The organism is Streptomyces sp. NPDC098789 (assembly GCF_044759975.1).
Classification (GTDB): domain Bacteria; phylum Actinomycetota; class Actinomycetes; order Streptomycetales; family Streptomycetaceae; genus Streptomyces.
Window position 1 is genome coordinate 399,193 of sequence record NZ_JBIWAJ010000001.1, and the last position, 15,058, is coordinate 414,250.

Below are 15,058 nucleotides of genomic sequence, written 5' to 3' on the forward strand. Positions count from 1 at the left end.
ATGTGAACGCTTTCACGAATCCCCTGATGGGGGAAGGGCCGACGCCCAGTTTCCTGGTGCGGTCCGTGTTTCGTGGAGGGGTTCTGGCGATCTGTGTGGGTGCCGGGTTCTGCGGGCTGTCCCGATCGCCATGTAGAGATTCGCAAACCTCGGACGGGGATACAACCCCTTCCGGAAAGTTTTTTTGGATTCGTCGGTGTCTAGTAGGTCACAGCCGTACTTCCTAGGGGTGGACCGACGTTAAAACGTTCGAGTGGAAGGACTTTCGGCCCTTCTACTCACACAATCACACGCAGTGCACGGCGTACGCCTGTGAACCGAACGCTGGTGCGCAGACCGAGGTGGTCTCCGTCCATCTGGAAGGGGAGCGGGACCTTCGAATGCAAGGTGAAGTCGGTCAGATCGTGCAGGGACACCGCGTGCTTCCCGTGCGGACCCCGCTCAGGAGTCGAGGTCAGGAGCTGTGTCGCGTAGCGAGCGACCGACGGAGTTGACAAACGGTCGAGCGCGAGTACGTCAAGCGCAGTATCGAAAGACGCCTCGGGGGAGGCGTAGAGGGGCCGATTACCCAGGTACGTCCAGGGTGACGTGTTGCACACTATCGACAGCACCAGGTCCGTCACGGGATCCGCGCCGGGGCGTTCCAGCGTGACCGTGCCGTGCCGCCGGTTCGGTTCCTCGAAGAATTGGCGCAGGAGCTGTCGTACATACAGGGCATGCGTCGAACGCTTGCCGCGCTCCCGCTGCTGTTCCACCCGGCCGACGACGCCCGCGTCGAAGCCGAATCCGGCACAGAACGTGAACCAGCGGGCCGGCACCGATTCGTCCTCCGTGCCCGGCGCGCCCTCCGCCAGACCCAGGCCGACCGTCCGCTCCCGGCGCTCGCGCAGCGCGTCCAGCAACGCGCCGGTCGCCTCGACCGCGTCGTTGGGCAGGCCCAGGGCGCGGGCGAAGACGTTCGTGGAGCCGCCCGGCACCACGGCCAGTCGGGGCAGGGAGTCCGGATCCGGCCCGTTGTGCAGCAGTCCGTTGACCACCTCGTTGACCGTGCCGTCGCCGCCCAGGGCCACCACGAGGTCGATGTCGTCGCTCTCGGCGGCCTGCCGTCCCAGGTCCCGGGCGTGCCCGCGGTACTCGGTGGTGATCGCTTCCAGCTTCATCTCGCTGGCGAGGGCGTGGGTCAAGACGTCACGCGTGCGCGCACTGGTGGTCGTCGCTGCTGGGTTGGCCACGAGAAGTGCACGCATGAGCAGCAGACTACCCACCCCCAGTAATGCTCACCGCACTGCCCGGTCGGGACCGTCAGGTCAGGGGCCCGCGGCGCGCGGCTACCCTGCTGGGGTGAGTACGAAGCAGACCCCCGCCCCCGGACCGTCCGCCGCCGCCACCCCGGGCGGCCGGCTGACCGCCGCCGCCGCGCTCACCGCGCTGGAGGGCCTGGCCCTGGCCGGGCTCGGCGTCTACATGCTGTTCGTGGGCATCGCCGGGAACCCGGACTCCCCGCAGCAGGCCGAGACCGGCGGGATCACCCTGTTGGCGCTCGCCGCGCTGCCGCTGATCGCGGCGCGGGGGCTGCGCCTGGGCCGCCGCTGGAGCCGCGGCCCGGCGCTGATCACCCAACTGATGGCGCTGCCGGTGGCGTGGACGCTGTTCAACACCGGGGGCGCGATGATGGCCGCCGGGATCGCGCTGGTGCTGACGGCGGTGGCCGTCGTCGCCCTGCTGGTCCACCCGGCGACGACGCAGGCCCTGGGCATCGGGCCGCGCGACGCCGCCTGAGCGTCCTACTCCTCGACGAGGAGCTTCTCCCGGAGCTGGGCCAGGGTGCGGGCCAACAGCCGGGACACGTGCATCTGCGAGATGCCGACCTCCTGCGCGATCTGCGACTGGGTCATGTTGCCGAAGAACCGCAGCAGCAGGATCCGCTTCTCCCGCGGCGGCAGCCCCTCCAGGAGCGGCTTGAGGGACTCGCGGTACTCGACGCCCTCCAGCGCCTCGTCCTCCGAGCCCAGCGTGTCCGCGACCGCCGGGGACTCGTCGTCCGTGTCCGGGACGTCGAGCGAGAGGGTGCTGTAGGCGTTGGCCGACTCCAGGCCCTCCAGCACGTCCTCCTCGGAGATCCCGAGGCGCTCCGCCAGTTCGTGCACGGTGGGCGAGCGCTGGTGCTGCTGCGAGAGCTCCGCGGTGGCCGTGGTCAGGGCCAGGCGCAGCTCCTGGAGGCGCCGGGGGACCCGTACCGCCCAGCCCTTGTCGCGGAAGTGCCGCTTGATCTCGCCGACCACCGTCGGGGTGGCGTACGTCGAGAACTCGACCCCGCGCTCGGGGTCGAAGCGGTCCACCGACTTGATCAGGCCGATCGTCGCCACCTGGGTCAGGTCGTCCAGCGGCTCCCCGCGGTTGCGGAAGCGCCGCGCCAGGTGCTCGACCAGGGGCAGGTGCATCCGGACCAGCCGGTTGCGCAGCTCCGCCCGCTCCGGGGAACCCTCCGGGAGGGTGCGGAGTTGAACGAAGAGGGCCCGGGCGGCACTGCGGTCGCGCGGGTCGCGCGTGTCGCGGACCTCCCGCACCTCCTCGGGCTCCGTCACGATGTCGGAGGCCAGGACGGCGGCGGCCACGGCCGCCGCCGCGGCGTCCGCGCCCGTGTCCGCCGCCGCGTCCGGATCCGTCCGTGCCGCCACGTCGTCCGTGACACCGTCCGTGACGCCGTCCGCGGCGGCCTCCAGCGGCCGGTCGTCCCGTGGCCCGTCGTGCTGTGGCTCGTCCTGCTGGGTCTCGCTCATGGGGCCCGCCCGTCGCTCCGCCGAGTCCGAAAAGCCGTCTTCCGCATCCGCCTCGGCCGGGTGCGGCCGGGCGTTGTGCTGCTCCGGGATGCCGCCGTCGACCTCATGTCGTACTCGGGGCCGTTCCCCGCCCCGTACCGGGGTCTCCCCGCCGCTCACGCCGGGCCTGGTCCCGCGCCGCGCTGTTTGTAGAGACTGATGCTGACCGTGCGGTCCTCCTCGACCGTGGCCTCGACCTTGCCGGCCAAGGCCGACAGCACCGTCCAGGCGAACGTGTCGCGCTCCGGCGCACGTCCGTCCGTGGTCGGCGCCGAGACGGTCACCTCCAGCGAGCCTTCCACCAAGCGGAAGACGCAGCTGAGGACGGATCCTGGCACGGCCTGCTGGAGCAGGATCGCGCAGGCTTCGTCCACCGCGATGCGGAGGTCCTCGATCTCGTCGAGGGTGAAGTCCAAACGTGCTGCGAGTCCGGCCGTGGCCGTACGCAGCACCGACAGGTAGGCACCCGCAGCCGGCAGCCGGACTTCCACGAAGTCCTGGGTCCCGGGCTCGCCTGCGATCTGGGACACCCTCACCTCCAAGGTGGTACGAGCTGTGTTCGCCGGTGACGCTATCGCGATCCGGGCGATCGTGTCGCGGCACCCCTCACGGACCGACGGCAGAGCACCCTCGGAACACCCCCGCCTACGACCGGTGACTGATGGTAGGCCAATAGGTACGCACAGTGGCTAGGGGTCTGCGGGCCCAAATCGGGGGAACCGGCAGAGGGTTGACCTACCCCTCCTCAGACGATCGAACCGTCGACGAAACACCAGCGCCAGCTCTCGCCCGGTTCGAAGCTGCGCATCACCGGATGCCCGGTCTTCTCGTGGTGCGCCGTCGCGTGCCGGTGCGGCGAGGAGTCGCAGCAGGCCACGTTGCCGCACTCCAGGCACAGCCGCAGCTGGACCGGATGACTGCCCAGTGCCTCGCATTCGGGACAGGTGGGGGCAAGCGGGACGGGCTCGGGGCGCGGCAGTTCGGGAACGTGGGTGCACTCGCTCATGATGGCCAGCGTACGACGACGGTGCGGGCGCGCGACGACTCAGAATGGATCTTCGATGGAGGTATTGCCGCTGGTGGCACTGGTGGCGGGGAGTGCCGCCGTTGCAGGGCTGGCCCGCCGGACCCCGATCCCGGCGCCGCTGCTGCTCGTCGCCGCGGGGCTGATCGCCGCGTACGTCCCGGGCGTGCCGTCCTACGCCCTCGATCCGCACATCGTGCTGCCGCTGCTGCTCCCGCCGCTGCTGCACACCGCGGCCGTGGACAGCTCGTACCTGGACCTGCGGGCCAATCTGCGGCCGGTCGCGCTGCTCTCGGTGGGCTACGTGCTCTTCGCGACGGTGGCGGTGGGGTACGCCGCCTACCTGGTCGTACCGGACCTCTCGCTGCCGGTGGCGCTGGTGCTGGGCGCGGTGATCGCGCCGCCGGACGCGGTGGCGGCCACGGCGATCGCGCGCCGGCTCGGTCTGCCCAACCGGATGACGACCATCCTCCAGGGGGAGTCCCTGGTCAACGACGCCACCGCGATCACCGCCTACAAGGTGGCGCTGGCCGCGGTGGTCGGCGTCGGCGCGGGCTGGTCGGAGGGCATCACGGAATTCCTGCTGGCCTCGGTCGGCGGGGTCGGCGTCGGCCTGGTGCTGATGGTGCCGATCCATCACCTGCGCACCCGGCTGCGGGAACCGCTGCTGCAGAACACGCTGTCGCTGCTGATCCCCTTCGTGGCGTACGCGGCGGCCGAGCGGGTGCACGCCTCCGGAGTGCTGGCCGTGGTGGTCGTCGGCCTGTACCTGGGGCACCGGAACTGGCAGGTCGACTTCGCCACCCGGCTCCAGGAGGAGGCGGTGTGGCGGGTGGTCGCCTTCGTGCTGGAGTCGGTGGTCTTCGCGCTGATCGGGCTCCAGCTGCCGGTGGTCCTGAAGGGGCTGGCGCAGTACGAGGGCGCGGCGGCGGCCTGGTACGCGGTGTTCGTCTTCCTGGTGGTGGTCCTCGCGCGGTTCGCCTGGGTGTTCCCCGCCACCTTCCTGCCGCGGATGCTCTCGGGGCGGATCCGGGGCCGGGAAACGGACACGAACTGGAAGGCGCCGGTGGTCGTGGGGTGGGCCGGGATGCGGGGGGTGGTGTCGCTGGCCATCGCCTTCTCCGTGCCGATCTCGGTGCCGCACCGGAACCTGATCCTGTTCCTGACCTTCACGACGGTGATCGCCACCCTGGTGGTCCAGGGGCTGACGCTGCCGCCGCTGATCCGGCTGCTGCGGCTGCCGCCGCGGGACGCGCACGCGGAGACCCTGGCCGAGGCGCAGGCCCAGAGCGAGGCCTCGCGGGCGGCGGAGGAGCGGCTCGCCGAGCTGCTGGCCGAGCCGTCGAACGCGTTGCCGCCGCCGCTGGCCGAACGGCTGCGGACGGTGCTGGAGCGGCGGCGCAACGCGGTGTGGGAGCGGTTGGGCGAGGTCAACGCGGTGACGGGGGAGTCGGCGGACGACGTCTACCGGCGGTTGGCGCGGGAGATGATCGCGGCCGAGCGGGAGGTCTTCGTGTCCCTGCGCGACCGGCGGCGTATCGACGACGAGATGCTCCGTGCGTTGCTGCGGCGGCTGGACCTGGAGGAAGCGGCGGCCTACCGCGAGGAGGCCTAGCCGGGCCCCGCGTCCTCAATCGCCGGACGGGCTGGATCGGCCCCGAGCGGCCGGGCTGCCCCCCCCGTGCCGGCTCTGCCTCCGGCGTGTCCTCAAACGCCGGACGGGCTGATTCGGCCACCGGGTCGGCGCGGCCGGGTCGCTGCCTCGGGTGTGTCCTCAAACGCCGGACGGGCTGATGTGGGCACCCTCGTCGGAGACGTCCGGCGCCGGGCCCATTCAGCCCGTCCGGCGTTTGAGGACACACCCGAGGCGCCGACCGCCGGGCCAGAGTCAGCCCGTCCGGCGATTGAGGACCCGCCGGAGGCGGTTCGGGCCGGGCCCGAATCGGCTCGCCTGGGGGCCCGGGCGCGATCCAGCCCGTCCGGCGATTGAGGACACACCCGGGGCGGCGGGTGCCGGGCCAGAGTCAGCCCGTCCGGCGATTGAGGACACACCCCGGGCGGGTCAGGGGTGGCCGGTGATGACGGCCGTCAGGCGGGTGGTCGGGGGGAAGGTGCCGCCGGGGAGGAGGTGGGTCAGGGCCCACAGGAGCTTCGCCACGTACACCCGCTCGACCGGCACCCCGTGCCGCCCCTCGAAGTCGGCCGCGAAGTCCGCCAGCTCGGCCGGCACCTTCGCGTACCCCCCGTGGTGGTAGTCCTCGGCCAGGCTCCACACCCCCCGCGGCCCCCCGTACGCCGCCGCCTGCAAGGAACGTATCTCCGCCGCCAGGAACCCGCCCCGCAACACCGGCACACCCAGCGCCCGCTGCCCGGCGCCGAGCCCGGCCGCCAGCCCCGCCAGGGTCCCGCCCGTGCCGCACGCCACGGCCGCCACGTCCGTCAGCCCCCGCAGCTCGCCGCCCAGCTCGGCGCAGCCCGCCAGGGCGAGGGCGTTGCTGCCGCCCTCGGGGACGACGTACGCCCCCGCCGCACCGGCATCGGCCAGCAGCCCGGCCAGCACCCGCGGCTCCGCCTTGCGCCGGTACGCCGACCGGGCCACGAAGTGCAGCCGCATGCCGTCCGCCGCGCACCGGGCCAGGGAGGGGTTCAGGGGGCGGTCGGCCAGTTCGTCACCGCGGACCACCCCGACCGTCGACATCCCGACGAGCCGCCCCGCCGCGGCGGTGGCCCGCAGGTGGTTCGAGTAGGCCCCGCCGAAGGTCACGAGGGACCCGTACCCCCCGGCCAGCGCGGCCCGCAGGTTCGGCGCGAGCTTGCGCCACTTGTTGCCGGGGAGCTCCGGATGGACCAGGTCGTCCCGCTTCAGCAGCAGCCGTACGCCGTACCGCTCGAACCGGTCGTCGCACACCTCGACCAGCGGTGACGGCGGTCGGGCCCGGAGGAGGTCGGCGGGGTCGGGGTCGACTGGGTGGCTCACCCACCCATTGTGTGCGCAGTGGCCGGGGCGCGGGCCGGCGGCCCGCGCCCCGGGGGGTCATTTCAGGAGCTCGGTGACGCGGTCCCGCATCGACCGCATCGTGAACCCCTTCGGGTCGATCTTGCCCGGCTGCCATTCGAGGTGGCCGATGACCGAGCGGGCGGTCCACCCGTGCACCCGGCAGAGGGCCGCCGCCGCGCGGGCGATGGCGTCGAGCTGGACCTCGGGCCAGGGGTCCTCGCCATCGCCGAGGTTCTCGCACTCGAACCCGTAGAAGCGGGAGTTGCCGTCGGTGTCGGCCCGGTCGTCCGGCGGCAGCGCCTTCTCGGCGATCACCGCGGCCAGGACGTCCCGGTCGCCGGCCCCCGCGTGGTTGGCGCGGCCGTAGCCCACGAGGTGGACCGTGCCGTCCTTGGTGATGACCCCGTGGCACAGCGGGCCGGGAAGCTCGTCGTAGCCGTCGCGACAGATCTCGACGGTGTGCTCGGCCCCGTGGGTGACGGTGTGGTGGATCATCACGCCGTTGACGGGGCCCCAGGGGCCCTTGTGGTTGCGGTTGTGCGTGCGCCAGGAGCCGACTTCGACGACGGTCAGTTCCTCGCCGCGTAGTGCCCTGATGAACCGGTCCGCGGACATGGGTGCGGCCACGGCCACCTCCTTTGCGGTGCGCGACGGTCACCTTGAGTGTCCGTCTCGTTACGCAACGGGTGTAGCGGAGGCGATCCTCGCGGAGCCAGGTCGTTCGTACGGCGTACGAGTCGTGTGCGAGCCGATCCGGACAGTCGGACTCTGTCCCCGGCTGCCCCGCACACCCCTCGCATCCCGCACACCCCTCGCGCCCCTTGTGGCCCCGGCGGCGTCAGGCCGCGGCGAGCCACAGGTCGGGCCCGAACACCTCGTAGTGGACGTCGGCCGCCGCCACGCCCTTGGCCAGCAGCTGCTCCCGCACCGCCCGCATGAAGGGCAGCGGTCCGCAGAGGTACGCCTGCGTGCCGGGGGCGACGGGGACGTCCGTCAGGTCGACCCGGCCCGCGCGGTCGCCGGCCTCGGGCTCCGCCTCGTACCAGAACAGGGCCTCGGGGCCGGCGAGCTTGCCCGCGACCGCCCGGTGGTCGGTGCGCAGCGCGTGGTCGGCGGGGGAGCGGTCGGCGTGCACGACGGTGACGGGGGCCGCGTGGCCGGTGTCGGCGAGGTGCGCCAGCATCGACAGCATCGGGGTGCAGCCGATCCCCGCCGAGGCGAGCAGCAACGGCGCCCCGGGGTCGCGCAGGACCAGGTCGCCGTAGGGCGCCGAGACGCGCAGCCGGTCACCGGGGCGGACGTGGGCGTGTAGGTGTCCGGAGACCTCGCCGTCGGGGCCCGCGGCCGCCGGGCCGTGCACCCGCTTGACGGTGAGGGAGCGGGTGGGTGCGCCGGGGGCGCTGGAGAGGCTGTACTGGCGGATCTGGCGCGCGCCGTCGGCGAGGGCGACCTGGACGGAGACGTACTGGCCGGGCTTGAAGTCCGGCGCCGGGGCGCCGTCGGCGGGGACGAGGTGGAAGGTGGCGCAGTCCGCGGTCTCCTCGGTCCGGTCGGCGACGGTCCACTCGCGCCAGACGTCGCCGGCGATGACCCGCTGCTCGGCGTACAGGCGCTCCTCGATGGCGATGAGGGCGTTCGCCATCAGCCAGTAGACCTCGTCCCAGGCCGCGGCCACCTCGGGGGTGACGGCCTCGCCCAGGACCTCGACGATGGCGGCGAAGAGGTGGGTGTGGACGACCGGGTACTGCTCGCGGGTGACGCCGAGCGAGGCGTGCTTGTGGGCGATGCGGTGCAGCATCACGTCGGGGCGCACGTCCGGGTGCTCCACCAGGTGGGTGGCGAAGGCGGCTATGGAGCCGGCCAGCGCTTGCTTCTGCAGGCCGGCGGCCTGGTTGCCGCGGTTGAAGAGGTCGCGCAGCAGCTCCGGGTGGGCGGCGAACAGCTTCGTGTAGAAGAGCTCCGTGATGTCGCCGATCGCCGCCCCGACGGCGGGCAGGGTGGCTCGGACGGTGGTGGTCGACTTCTCGGACAGCACTGGTGCACCTCGCGTAGTGGATACCGTAAGTGGTATATGAAACTCATATTTAAGGGTGAAGGGAACTCCACCGCGGTGCGGAATTCCGTTCGAACGACCCCTCGGGATCAGGCTAGGCAGCCGGACGGCCGTCCCGTATCGGCCAACCGGCCCTCATCGCCCGGGACTTTGGGCCCCCGGGATGGCTGCGACCGTGGCGCCGCTGCCCAGGCCCAGGAGGAGCGGCCCGGTCGGGGCCGCCACCAGGCTGTTCACCGTCAGCGGGTCCAGTGCGGCGAAGAAGGCCTCCTGGGCCCGGCGCAGCGCGCCGCGCAGGATGCACGCGGAGCGCAGCGGGCACGGGACCGTGCCGTCGCAGTCGACGACGTCCCCCGCCCCCTCCAGCTCGCGGACGATCCCGCCGACCGATGCCGAGCGCCCGGCGGCCGTCAGCGTCAGCCCGCCGCCGCGCCCGCGCCGCGCCTCGACCAGCCCCAGGTGCTGCAGTTTCGCGACCACCTTGGCGGTGTGCGTGTAGGGCACCTCCATCGCGGCCGCCACCTCGCGGGTGGTGGGGAGGTCCGTCTCCTCGACGGCCAGGCGCATCAGGACGCGCAGTGCCAGGTCGGTGAATCGGGTGAGGCGCATGCCGCCCACTCTAGAAAACTTGCATCTGCCAGGCAAATTAAAGGCGGTGGGTGGCGGCGGCTCGGGGCGGGAGGGGGAGGTGGCTGGAACCGATGGGGTCCCAGAGGGGCGTGGGGCGTGTGGGGACCCATCACCATGCCCATCCCCCGGACGGAGTAGTCCCACCCTTTTGTGTAATGGTCCCACCACACTCCGTGCTGCAAGGCTTCACTCGCAGACCCATGGAGTGATCGAAAGGGAAACACATGTCGGTCCAGGCAGGTTCCGAGTCCGAGGCCCAGCCTCAGCAGCCGCAGCGCAGTCTCGCGACAGCAGCCGCGCGGAACTTGGCAACCACCACCAAGTCCAAGCCGCAGATGCAGGAGATCACCTCGCGGTGGCTGCTGAAGATGCTGCCGTGGGTTTCGGTGCAGGGTGGCACCTACCGGGTGAACCGCCGCCTCACCTACACCGTCGGCGACGGCCGCGTGGAGTTCATCAAGACCGGTACCCAGGTCCAGGTGATCCCGGCCGAGCTCGGTGAACTGCCCCTGCTGCGCGAGTACGAGGACCTCGACGTCCTCACCGAGCTCGCCCAGCGCTGCCAGCAGATCGACTTCGAGGTCGGCCAGGAGCTGACCTCCTTCGGCAACAGCGCGGACCGGGTGTTCCTGCTCGCCCACGGCCGGATCGACCAGATCGGCCCGGGTCCCTACGGCGAGGACGCCGTCCTGCGCACGGTCGCCGACGGCGCGTACTTCGGGGAGGGCGCGCTCACCGACGACGAGGCGATCTGGGAGTACACCGCCCGCGCCGCCACCTCCGGCACCGCGCTCGTCCTGTCCCGCCAGGACTTCCAGCTGCTCGCCGACCGGGTGGACTCGCTCCGGGCCCACGTCGAGCAGGTGCGCTCCCAGCCGGCCCACGACACCAACAAGCACGGCGAGGCCGCCATCGACCTCTCCGCCGGTCACCGCGGCGAGGCCGTCCTGCCCGGCACCTTCGTGGACTACGAGGCCAGGCCCCGCGAGTACGAGCTCAGCATCGCCCAGACCGTCCTGCGGGTGCACACCCGCGTCGCGGACCTCTACAACCAGCCGATGAACCAGACCGAGGAGCAGTTGCGGCTCACGGTCGAGGCGCTGCGCGAGCGCCAGGAATTCGAAATGATCAACAATCGCGAGTTCGGCCTGCTCCACAACGCCGAGTACGACCAGCGGATCCAGCCGCACGACGGCGCCCCCAGCCCCGACGACATGGACCAGCTGCTCAGCATGCGCCGCGGGTCCAAGATGTTCCTCGCCCACCCCAAGGCCATCGCCGCCTTCGGCCGCGAGTGCAACAAGCGCGGCCTGTACCCGGAGTCGATCGACATCGGTGGCCACCGGGTGCCGTCCTGGCGCGGCGTGCCGATCTTCCCGAGCAGCAAGATCCCGGTCAGTGACGCCCGTACGACCTCCATCCTCTGCATGCGCACCGGCGAGGACGACGGCGGTGTGATCGGCCTGCACCAGCCCGGGATCCCCGACGAGATCGAGCCGAGCATGTCGGTCCGGTTCATGGGGATCAGCGAGCAGGCGATCATCTCCTACCTGGTCACCGCCTACTTCTCGGCCGCGGTCCTGGTGCCGGACGCCCTCGGCGTGCTGGAGAACGTCGAGATCGGGCGCTGGCGCTGAGCCGGCGGCCCGGGGAGACGACGGCATGACGGCCACCGAGGAACGGCCGGTCGGCGAGGGGGCGGCGACCGGCCCGGAGGCGCCGCCCGGCGACGGGCAGGAAGCCGCGCTCCTGCTGGCCAGAACAAGAGAAACGGTCAACCCGCGGCTGCGCCGTACGGTCGAGGGCCTGCCCGGGTCGATGCGCAGCGTGGCCATGTACCACTTCGGCTGGGAGCAGGCCGACGGGACCCCGGCCGCGGGCCAGGCGGGCAAGGCCATCCGGCCCGCCCTGGTCCTCGCGTCCGCCCAGGCGCTGGGCGGGCACGCGGAGGACGCCGTACCGGCGGCCATCGCGGTGGAACTGGCGCACAACTTCACCCTGTTGCACGACGACGTGATCGACGAGGACGTGCGCAGGCGCGGCCGGGCCACCGCCTGGAGCGTCTTCGGGGTGCCGGAGGCCATCATCTCCGGTGACGCGATGATGGCGCTGGCGCTCCAGCAGCTCGCGGAAGATCCCCACCCGGCCTCGGGGCGGGCCTCGGCCCGGCTCTCGGCCTGCGTCATCGAACTGTGCGGCGGTCAGCAGGCGGACATCGGCTTCGAGCGCCGCGAGCGCGTCTCGCTCGACGAGTGCCTGTCCATGGCGATGGCCAAGACCGGGGCGCTGCTGGGGTGCGCCTGCGCCCTCGGGGCGCTCTACGCCGGGGCCGGCCCCGAGGAGGTCGACGCGATGGACGCCTTCGGCCGGGAGGCCGGCCTGGCCTTCCAGCTGATCGACGACCTGATCGGCATCTGGGGGGACCCGGAGCACACCGGCAAGCCCGCGGGCGCCGATCTGAAGGCGCGCAAGAAGTCCCTGCCCGTCGTGGCCGCCCTCACCTCGGGCACCGCGGCGGGAGCCGAACTGGCCGCCCTGTACGCCGGCCCGATGGAGGCGGCCGACGTGCGCCGGGCGGCGGACGCGGTGGAGCGGGCCGGCGGGCGGGACTGGGCGCAGGCCCATGCCGCCGACCGGATGGGACGGGCCGTGCAGCAGCTCGCCCGGGCCGTGCCGGATCCCGGGGCGGCGGACGGGCTGCTGGCCCTGGCCGAGTTCGTGACCCGCCGGACGCGCTGAGCCGCGCCGGCGGGCGGCAGGAGGCCGGTTCCGGTACCGCAAGGTGCCGGAACCGGCCTTTCCGCTGCCCCGGCCCAACTCTAGGATCACGCAAGGTTGTTACGCGTGGCGAAAGGTGAGGCTGATGGGTGCGGAGACGGTCATGGAGATACGCGCCGGCGGGCCGGGCGACCGGGACGCGGTGGCGCGACTGCTCGACGCGGCCTTCTTCGACGATCCGGTCAGCACCTGGGTCTTCCCGGAACCGGAGCACCGGCGCGCCGTGCACGCCGCGTTCCTCGGCGTCTTCGTCGACGTGGCGCTGGCCGAGGGGCGGATCGACATCGCGACCGACGGCTCGGCCGCGGCGCTGTGGCTGCGGATCCCGGCCGGCGAACCGGAGGGCGAGGACGAGGTGCCGGCGCGCATGCGCGAGGCCGCGGACCCGGACAACGAGCGGTGCGAGCTGGTGGGCCGGCTCATGGGCGAGGTGCACCCCACGTCCGAGGAGCACGAGTACCTGCTCATGATCGCGGTCGACCCGGACCGGCAGGGCGAGGGGCTGGGCACCGAGTTGATCCGTCCCGTGCTGGAGCGCTGCGACCGGGACGGCGTGGCGGCGTACCTGGAGGCCAGCAGCGAGCGGAGCATGCGGCTCTACGAGCGGCTCGGGTGGGAGTTCACGGGCACCCCGGTGCGGCTGCCCGACGGCCCGCCGATGTGGCCGATGTGGCGCAAGTCGCGCTGATCCGCGACCCGTTCGCGGAGGGGGCGCGAGGGTGCTCCTGAGCGGCGCCCTGGTGGGGCAGGAGCGCTCGCTCAAGGAGCCGGACGGTCCGATCCGGCGGCCGCGGACGGCCCGGGTCCCTGGCGGGAACCCGGGCCGCCCCCCGTGCGGCCGGCCCGATCAGCCCTTGGTGCCGAGGCCCGAAGCGACGAGTCCGTTGGCCCACAGCTGGTTCACGCGGGAGCGCTCGGCGGAGTTCGGGTTGGTGTTCTGACACGACGTGCCGGGCCCGCCGCCCGACATCAACTCGCTGCACGGGCCCGAGTAGTGGTCCGGCAGCCCGAGGACGTGCCCGGTCTCGTGGGCGGTCACGCGGGTGGAGTTGTACTGCTGGTTCTGCGCGTAGTCGAGGAAGATGTAGCCCCGGCCGTGCCCGTCCGTGCTGGCGTACGAGCCGCGCTGGTCGTTGCCCTCGTAGTACGAGAAGTTCCCGCCCGAGGACACCTCCTGCAACTTGACGTTGGAGACGGAGGAGTTCCAGATCTGCGTGGAGCGGGATATCTGGCTGCGGAAGCTGGGCGCGTTACGGGTGTTGTAGGTGACCGTGACGGCCATCAGGCCCGGGCTCGCGGCGCGCTGCTCGGCGACCGAGCGCTGCACGGCCTCGAAGAAGGCGCGGTTGGCGTTCGCGTTCTCCGTGGAACGCTCGTAGGCCGCGTACGACGCCGGGCTGCCGGTGGGGGCGGCGGCCGGGGCGGCGCTCGCGCTGGTGGCGGGGAGGACGCCGAGGGCCGCGGCGAGGCCGAGTCCTGCGGCGGAGGCGAGCACGGTTCGTCGGGAGTGGCGCATGTGGGGGCTCCTGCTCATCCGGTGCGGTGGGGGGTGGAGGGTCGTTCGGTACCGGAGTCTGCGGGAGCCGGACCGGGCGGCGGATGATGTCAGCGGCCGATAGCCCGGAACTATCGGCGAGATTTCGGCAGGGCAACTTCCGTGAGAATGGCGGGATTCGGGGGGCTATCAGTGGCTGGTGCGGTCCACGGGGGCCGCCCTACTCTCGGGACATGGAGCTCGAGGTGAGGCACTTGCGCGCGCTGTGCGCCATCGCCGACGCCGGCAGCCTGCACAAGGCGGCGCGGCAGCTCGGGGTGAGCCAGCCCTCCCTGACGACCCAACTGCGCCGGATCGAGAGGGCCCTGGACGGCGAGCTGTTCCTGCGCGAGCGCACGGGGTGCCGGCCCACTCCCTTCGGACGGACCGTACTCGGCCGCGCGAGACCCCTGTTGGAGGACATGGCGGCCCTGGTGGCCGAGGCGCGGGCGCTCGCCCACGGGCCGCGGCTGCGGATCGGTTCGACCGCCAGCAGCGCGCTGCCGGGCTGGCTGCGCAGGCTGCACCGGCGGCTGCCGGACACCGACACCTCGCTCGTGGTGGACGTCTCGGCCAACGCGCTGCTGCGGATGGTGGCTTCGGGACAGCTTGACGTGGCCTTCGTGCACGAGGTGGAGGGCTTCCCGCTGCGGGTGCCGCAGGGGCTGGAGGTGCACGTGCTGATGGAGCGCGAGCCGCAGTTCGTCTCGATGGCGCGGGACCATCCGGCGGCCAGCCGGCCGGTGGTGGAACTACGGGAGTTCGCCACCGACCGGTGGACGGTGGACCCCTCCGTCGACGGCGAGTGGGACGGGCTGCGGCGGGTCCTCGCGGGCGCCGGACTGCACCCCCCGGTGCTCCACGCCGACTACCACACCGCCGCGTCGCTGATCGTCTCCGGCGAGGCGGTCGCCCCCTGCCAGCCGACCTCCGGGCCGCGCGAGGACATGGCGATCCGCCCGCTGTACGGGGACCCGCTCGCGGTGCGCCTGCTGCTGGCCACCAGTCCCGGGGCGCACGCGGAGGTCTACGAGGACCTGCGCGCGGCCTACCGCGAGGCGGCGCTGGGCACCCCGCCGTACCGCGCCTGGCTCCACCACCACGAGAGCCCGTTGCTGGAGGCGGACGTGGAGGTGGGGGCGGGCGTCGGGACCGGCGCCGGCGCGGAGGCGGAAGCCGAAGCGGCGTAACGATTCTTCACCGGCGGCGACGCCGGCGCGGC

At 72.4% G+C, this 15,058-nt stretch carries 15 protein-coding genes; 6 read left to right on the forward strand and 9 right to left on the reverse strand.

Annotated features, from left to right (window positions below):
* Positions 1 to 278 precede the first annotated feature (278 nt).
* Positions 279 to 1,247 carry a diacylglycerol kinase family protein gene (locus ACIQWR_RS02060; protein ID WP_354382403.1) on the reverse strand — a complete coding sequence of 323 codons (969 nt, stop codon included), beginning with the start codon at positions 1,245 to 1,247 and terminating at the stop codon, positions 279 to 281.
* 94 nt (positions 1,248 to 1,341) lie between these two features.
* Between ACIQWR_RS02060 and ACIQWR_RS02065 the strand changes: the two genes are divergently transcribed.
* Positions 1,342 to 1,779, forward strand: a complete 438-nt coding sequence (locus ACIQWR_RS02065) for a hypothetical protein (RefSeq protein ID WP_404004329.1) — start codon at positions 1,342 to 1,344, stop codon at positions 1,777 to 1,779.
* A 5-nt stretch (positions 1,780 to 1,784) separates the two neighbouring features.
* On the opposite strand, the gene ACIQWR_RS02070 is transcribed toward ACIQWR_RS02065, so the two are convergent.
* The 3 genes from ACIQWR_RS02070 to ACIQWR_RS02080 all read right to left on the reverse strand — a co-directional run bounded on the left by ACIQWR_RS02070 (position 1,785) and on the right by ACIQWR_RS02080 (position 3,825).
* Positions 1,785 to 2,939 carry an RNA polymerase sigma factor SigF gene (locus ACIQWR_RS02070; protein ID WP_404004330.1) on the reverse strand — a complete coding sequence of 385 codons (1,155 nt, stop codon included), beginning with the start codon at positions 2,937 to 2,939 and terminating at the stop codon, positions 1,785 to 1,787.
* Positions 2,936 to 3,349 carry an anti-sigma regulatory factor gene (locus ACIQWR_RS02075; protein ID WP_283448400.1) on the reverse strand — a complete coding sequence of 138 codons (414 nt, stop codon included), beginning with the start codon at positions 3,347 to 3,349 and terminating at the stop codon, positions 2,936 to 2,938. The genes ACIQWR_RS02070 and ACIQWR_RS02075 overlap by 4 nt, the downstream gene beginning before the upstream one ends.
* A gap of 215 nt (positions 3,350 to 3,564) precedes the next feature.
* Positions 3,565 to 3,825, reverse strand: a complete 261-nt coding sequence (locus ACIQWR_RS02080; protein WP_399262570.1) for a UBP-type zinc finger domain-containing protein — start codon at positions 3,823 to 3,825, stop codon at positions 3,565 to 3,567.
* 55 nt (positions 3,826 to 3,880) lie between these two features.
* Between ACIQWR_RS02080 and ACIQWR_RS02085 the strand changes: the two genes are divergently transcribed.
* On the forward strand, positions 3,881 to 5,458 hold the full coding sequence (locus tag ACIQWR_RS02085) for a Na+/H+ antiporter (RefSeq protein WP_404004334.1): 1,578 nt from the start codon (positions 3,881 to 3,883) through the stop codon (positions 5,456 to 5,458).
* 447 nt (positions 5,459 to 5,905) lie between these two features.
* On the opposite strand, the gene ACIQWR_RS02090 is transcribed toward ACIQWR_RS02085, so the two are convergent.
* From ACIQWR_RS02090 to ACIQWR_RS02105, 4 genes are all read right to left on the reverse strand, one after another.
* Complete coding sequence (locus ACIQWR_RS02090) at positions 5,906 to 6,820, reverse strand: 1-aminocyclopropane-1-carboxylate deaminase/D-cysteine desulfhydrase (RefSeq protein WP_404004336.1); 915 nt, start codon at positions 6,818 to 6,820, stop codon at positions 5,906 to 5,908.
* 57 nt (positions 6,821 to 6,877) lie between these two features.
* Positions 6,878 to 7,468 (reverse strand): N-acetylmuramoyl-L-alanine amidase, encoded by a 591-nt coding sequence (locus ACIQWR_RS02095; protein WP_404004338.1) that lies wholly within the window; start codon positions 7,466 to 7,468, stop codon positions 6,878 to 6,880.
* A 211-nt stretch (positions 7,469 to 7,679) separates the two neighbouring features.
* Positions 7,680 to 8,876 carry a globin domain-containing protein gene (locus tag ACIQWR_RS02100; protein WP_404004341.1) on the reverse strand — a complete coding sequence of 399 codons (1,197 nt, stop codon included), beginning with the start codon at positions 8,874 to 8,876 and terminating at the stop codon, positions 7,680 to 7,682.
* Positions 8,877 to 9,029: 153 nt separating this feature from the next.
* Positions 9,030 to 9,503, reverse strand: a complete 474-nt coding sequence (locus ACIQWR_RS02105) for an RrF2 family transcriptional regulator (RefSeq protein ID WP_404004343.1) — start codon at positions 9,501 to 9,503, stop codon at positions 9,030 to 9,032.
* Positions 9,504 to 9,748: 245 nt separating this feature from the next.
* Here ACIQWR_RS02105 and ACIQWR_RS02110 point away from each other — a divergent pair, with 245 nt between their 5' ends.
* The 3 genes from ACIQWR_RS02110 to ACIQWR_RS02120 all read left to right on the forward strand — a co-directional run bounded on the left by ACIQWR_RS02110 (position 9,749) and on the right by ACIQWR_RS02120 (position 12,990).
* Entirely contained in the window at positions 9,749 to 11,161 is a 1,413-nt protein-coding gene (locus tag ACIQWR_RS02110; protein ID WP_404004346.1) for a family 2B encapsulin nanocompartment shell protein, read from the forward strand.
* Positions 11,162 to 11,186: 25 nt separating this feature from the next.
* Positions 11,187 to 12,263 carry a family 2 encapsulin nanocompartment cargo protein polyprenyl transferase gene (locus ACIQWR_RS02115; RefSeq protein WP_404004348.1) on the forward strand — a complete coding sequence of 359 codons (1,077 nt, stop codon included), beginning with the start codon at positions 11,187 to 11,189 and terminating at the stop codon, positions 12,261 to 12,263.
* Positions 12,264 to 12,405: 142 nt separating this feature from the next.
* On the forward strand, positions 12,406 to 12,990 hold the full coding sequence (locus tag ACIQWR_RS02120) for a GNAT family N-acetyltransferase (protein ID WP_404005018.1): 585 nt from the start codon (positions 12,406 to 12,408) through the stop codon (positions 12,988 to 12,990).
* A gap of 159 nt (positions 12,991 to 13,149) precedes the next feature.
* On the opposite strand, the gene snpA is transcribed toward ACIQWR_RS02120, so the two are convergent.
* Positions 13,150 to 13,818 carry a snapalysin gene (gene snpA, locus ACIQWR_RS02125; protein WP_404004350.1) on the reverse strand — a complete coding sequence of 223 codons (669 nt, stop codon included), beginning with the start codon at positions 13,816 to 13,818 and terminating at the stop codon, positions 13,150 to 13,152.
* A gap of 212 nt (positions 13,819 to 14,030) precedes the next feature.
* Between snpA and ACIQWR_RS02130 the strand changes: the two genes are divergently transcribed.
* Positions 14,031 to 15,026, forward strand: a complete 996-nt coding sequence (locus ACIQWR_RS02130) for a LysR family transcriptional regulator (RefSeq protein ID WP_404004352.1) — start codon at positions 14,031 to 14,033, stop codon at positions 15,024 to 15,026.
* Positions 15,027 to 15,058: the final 32 nt, after the last annotated feature.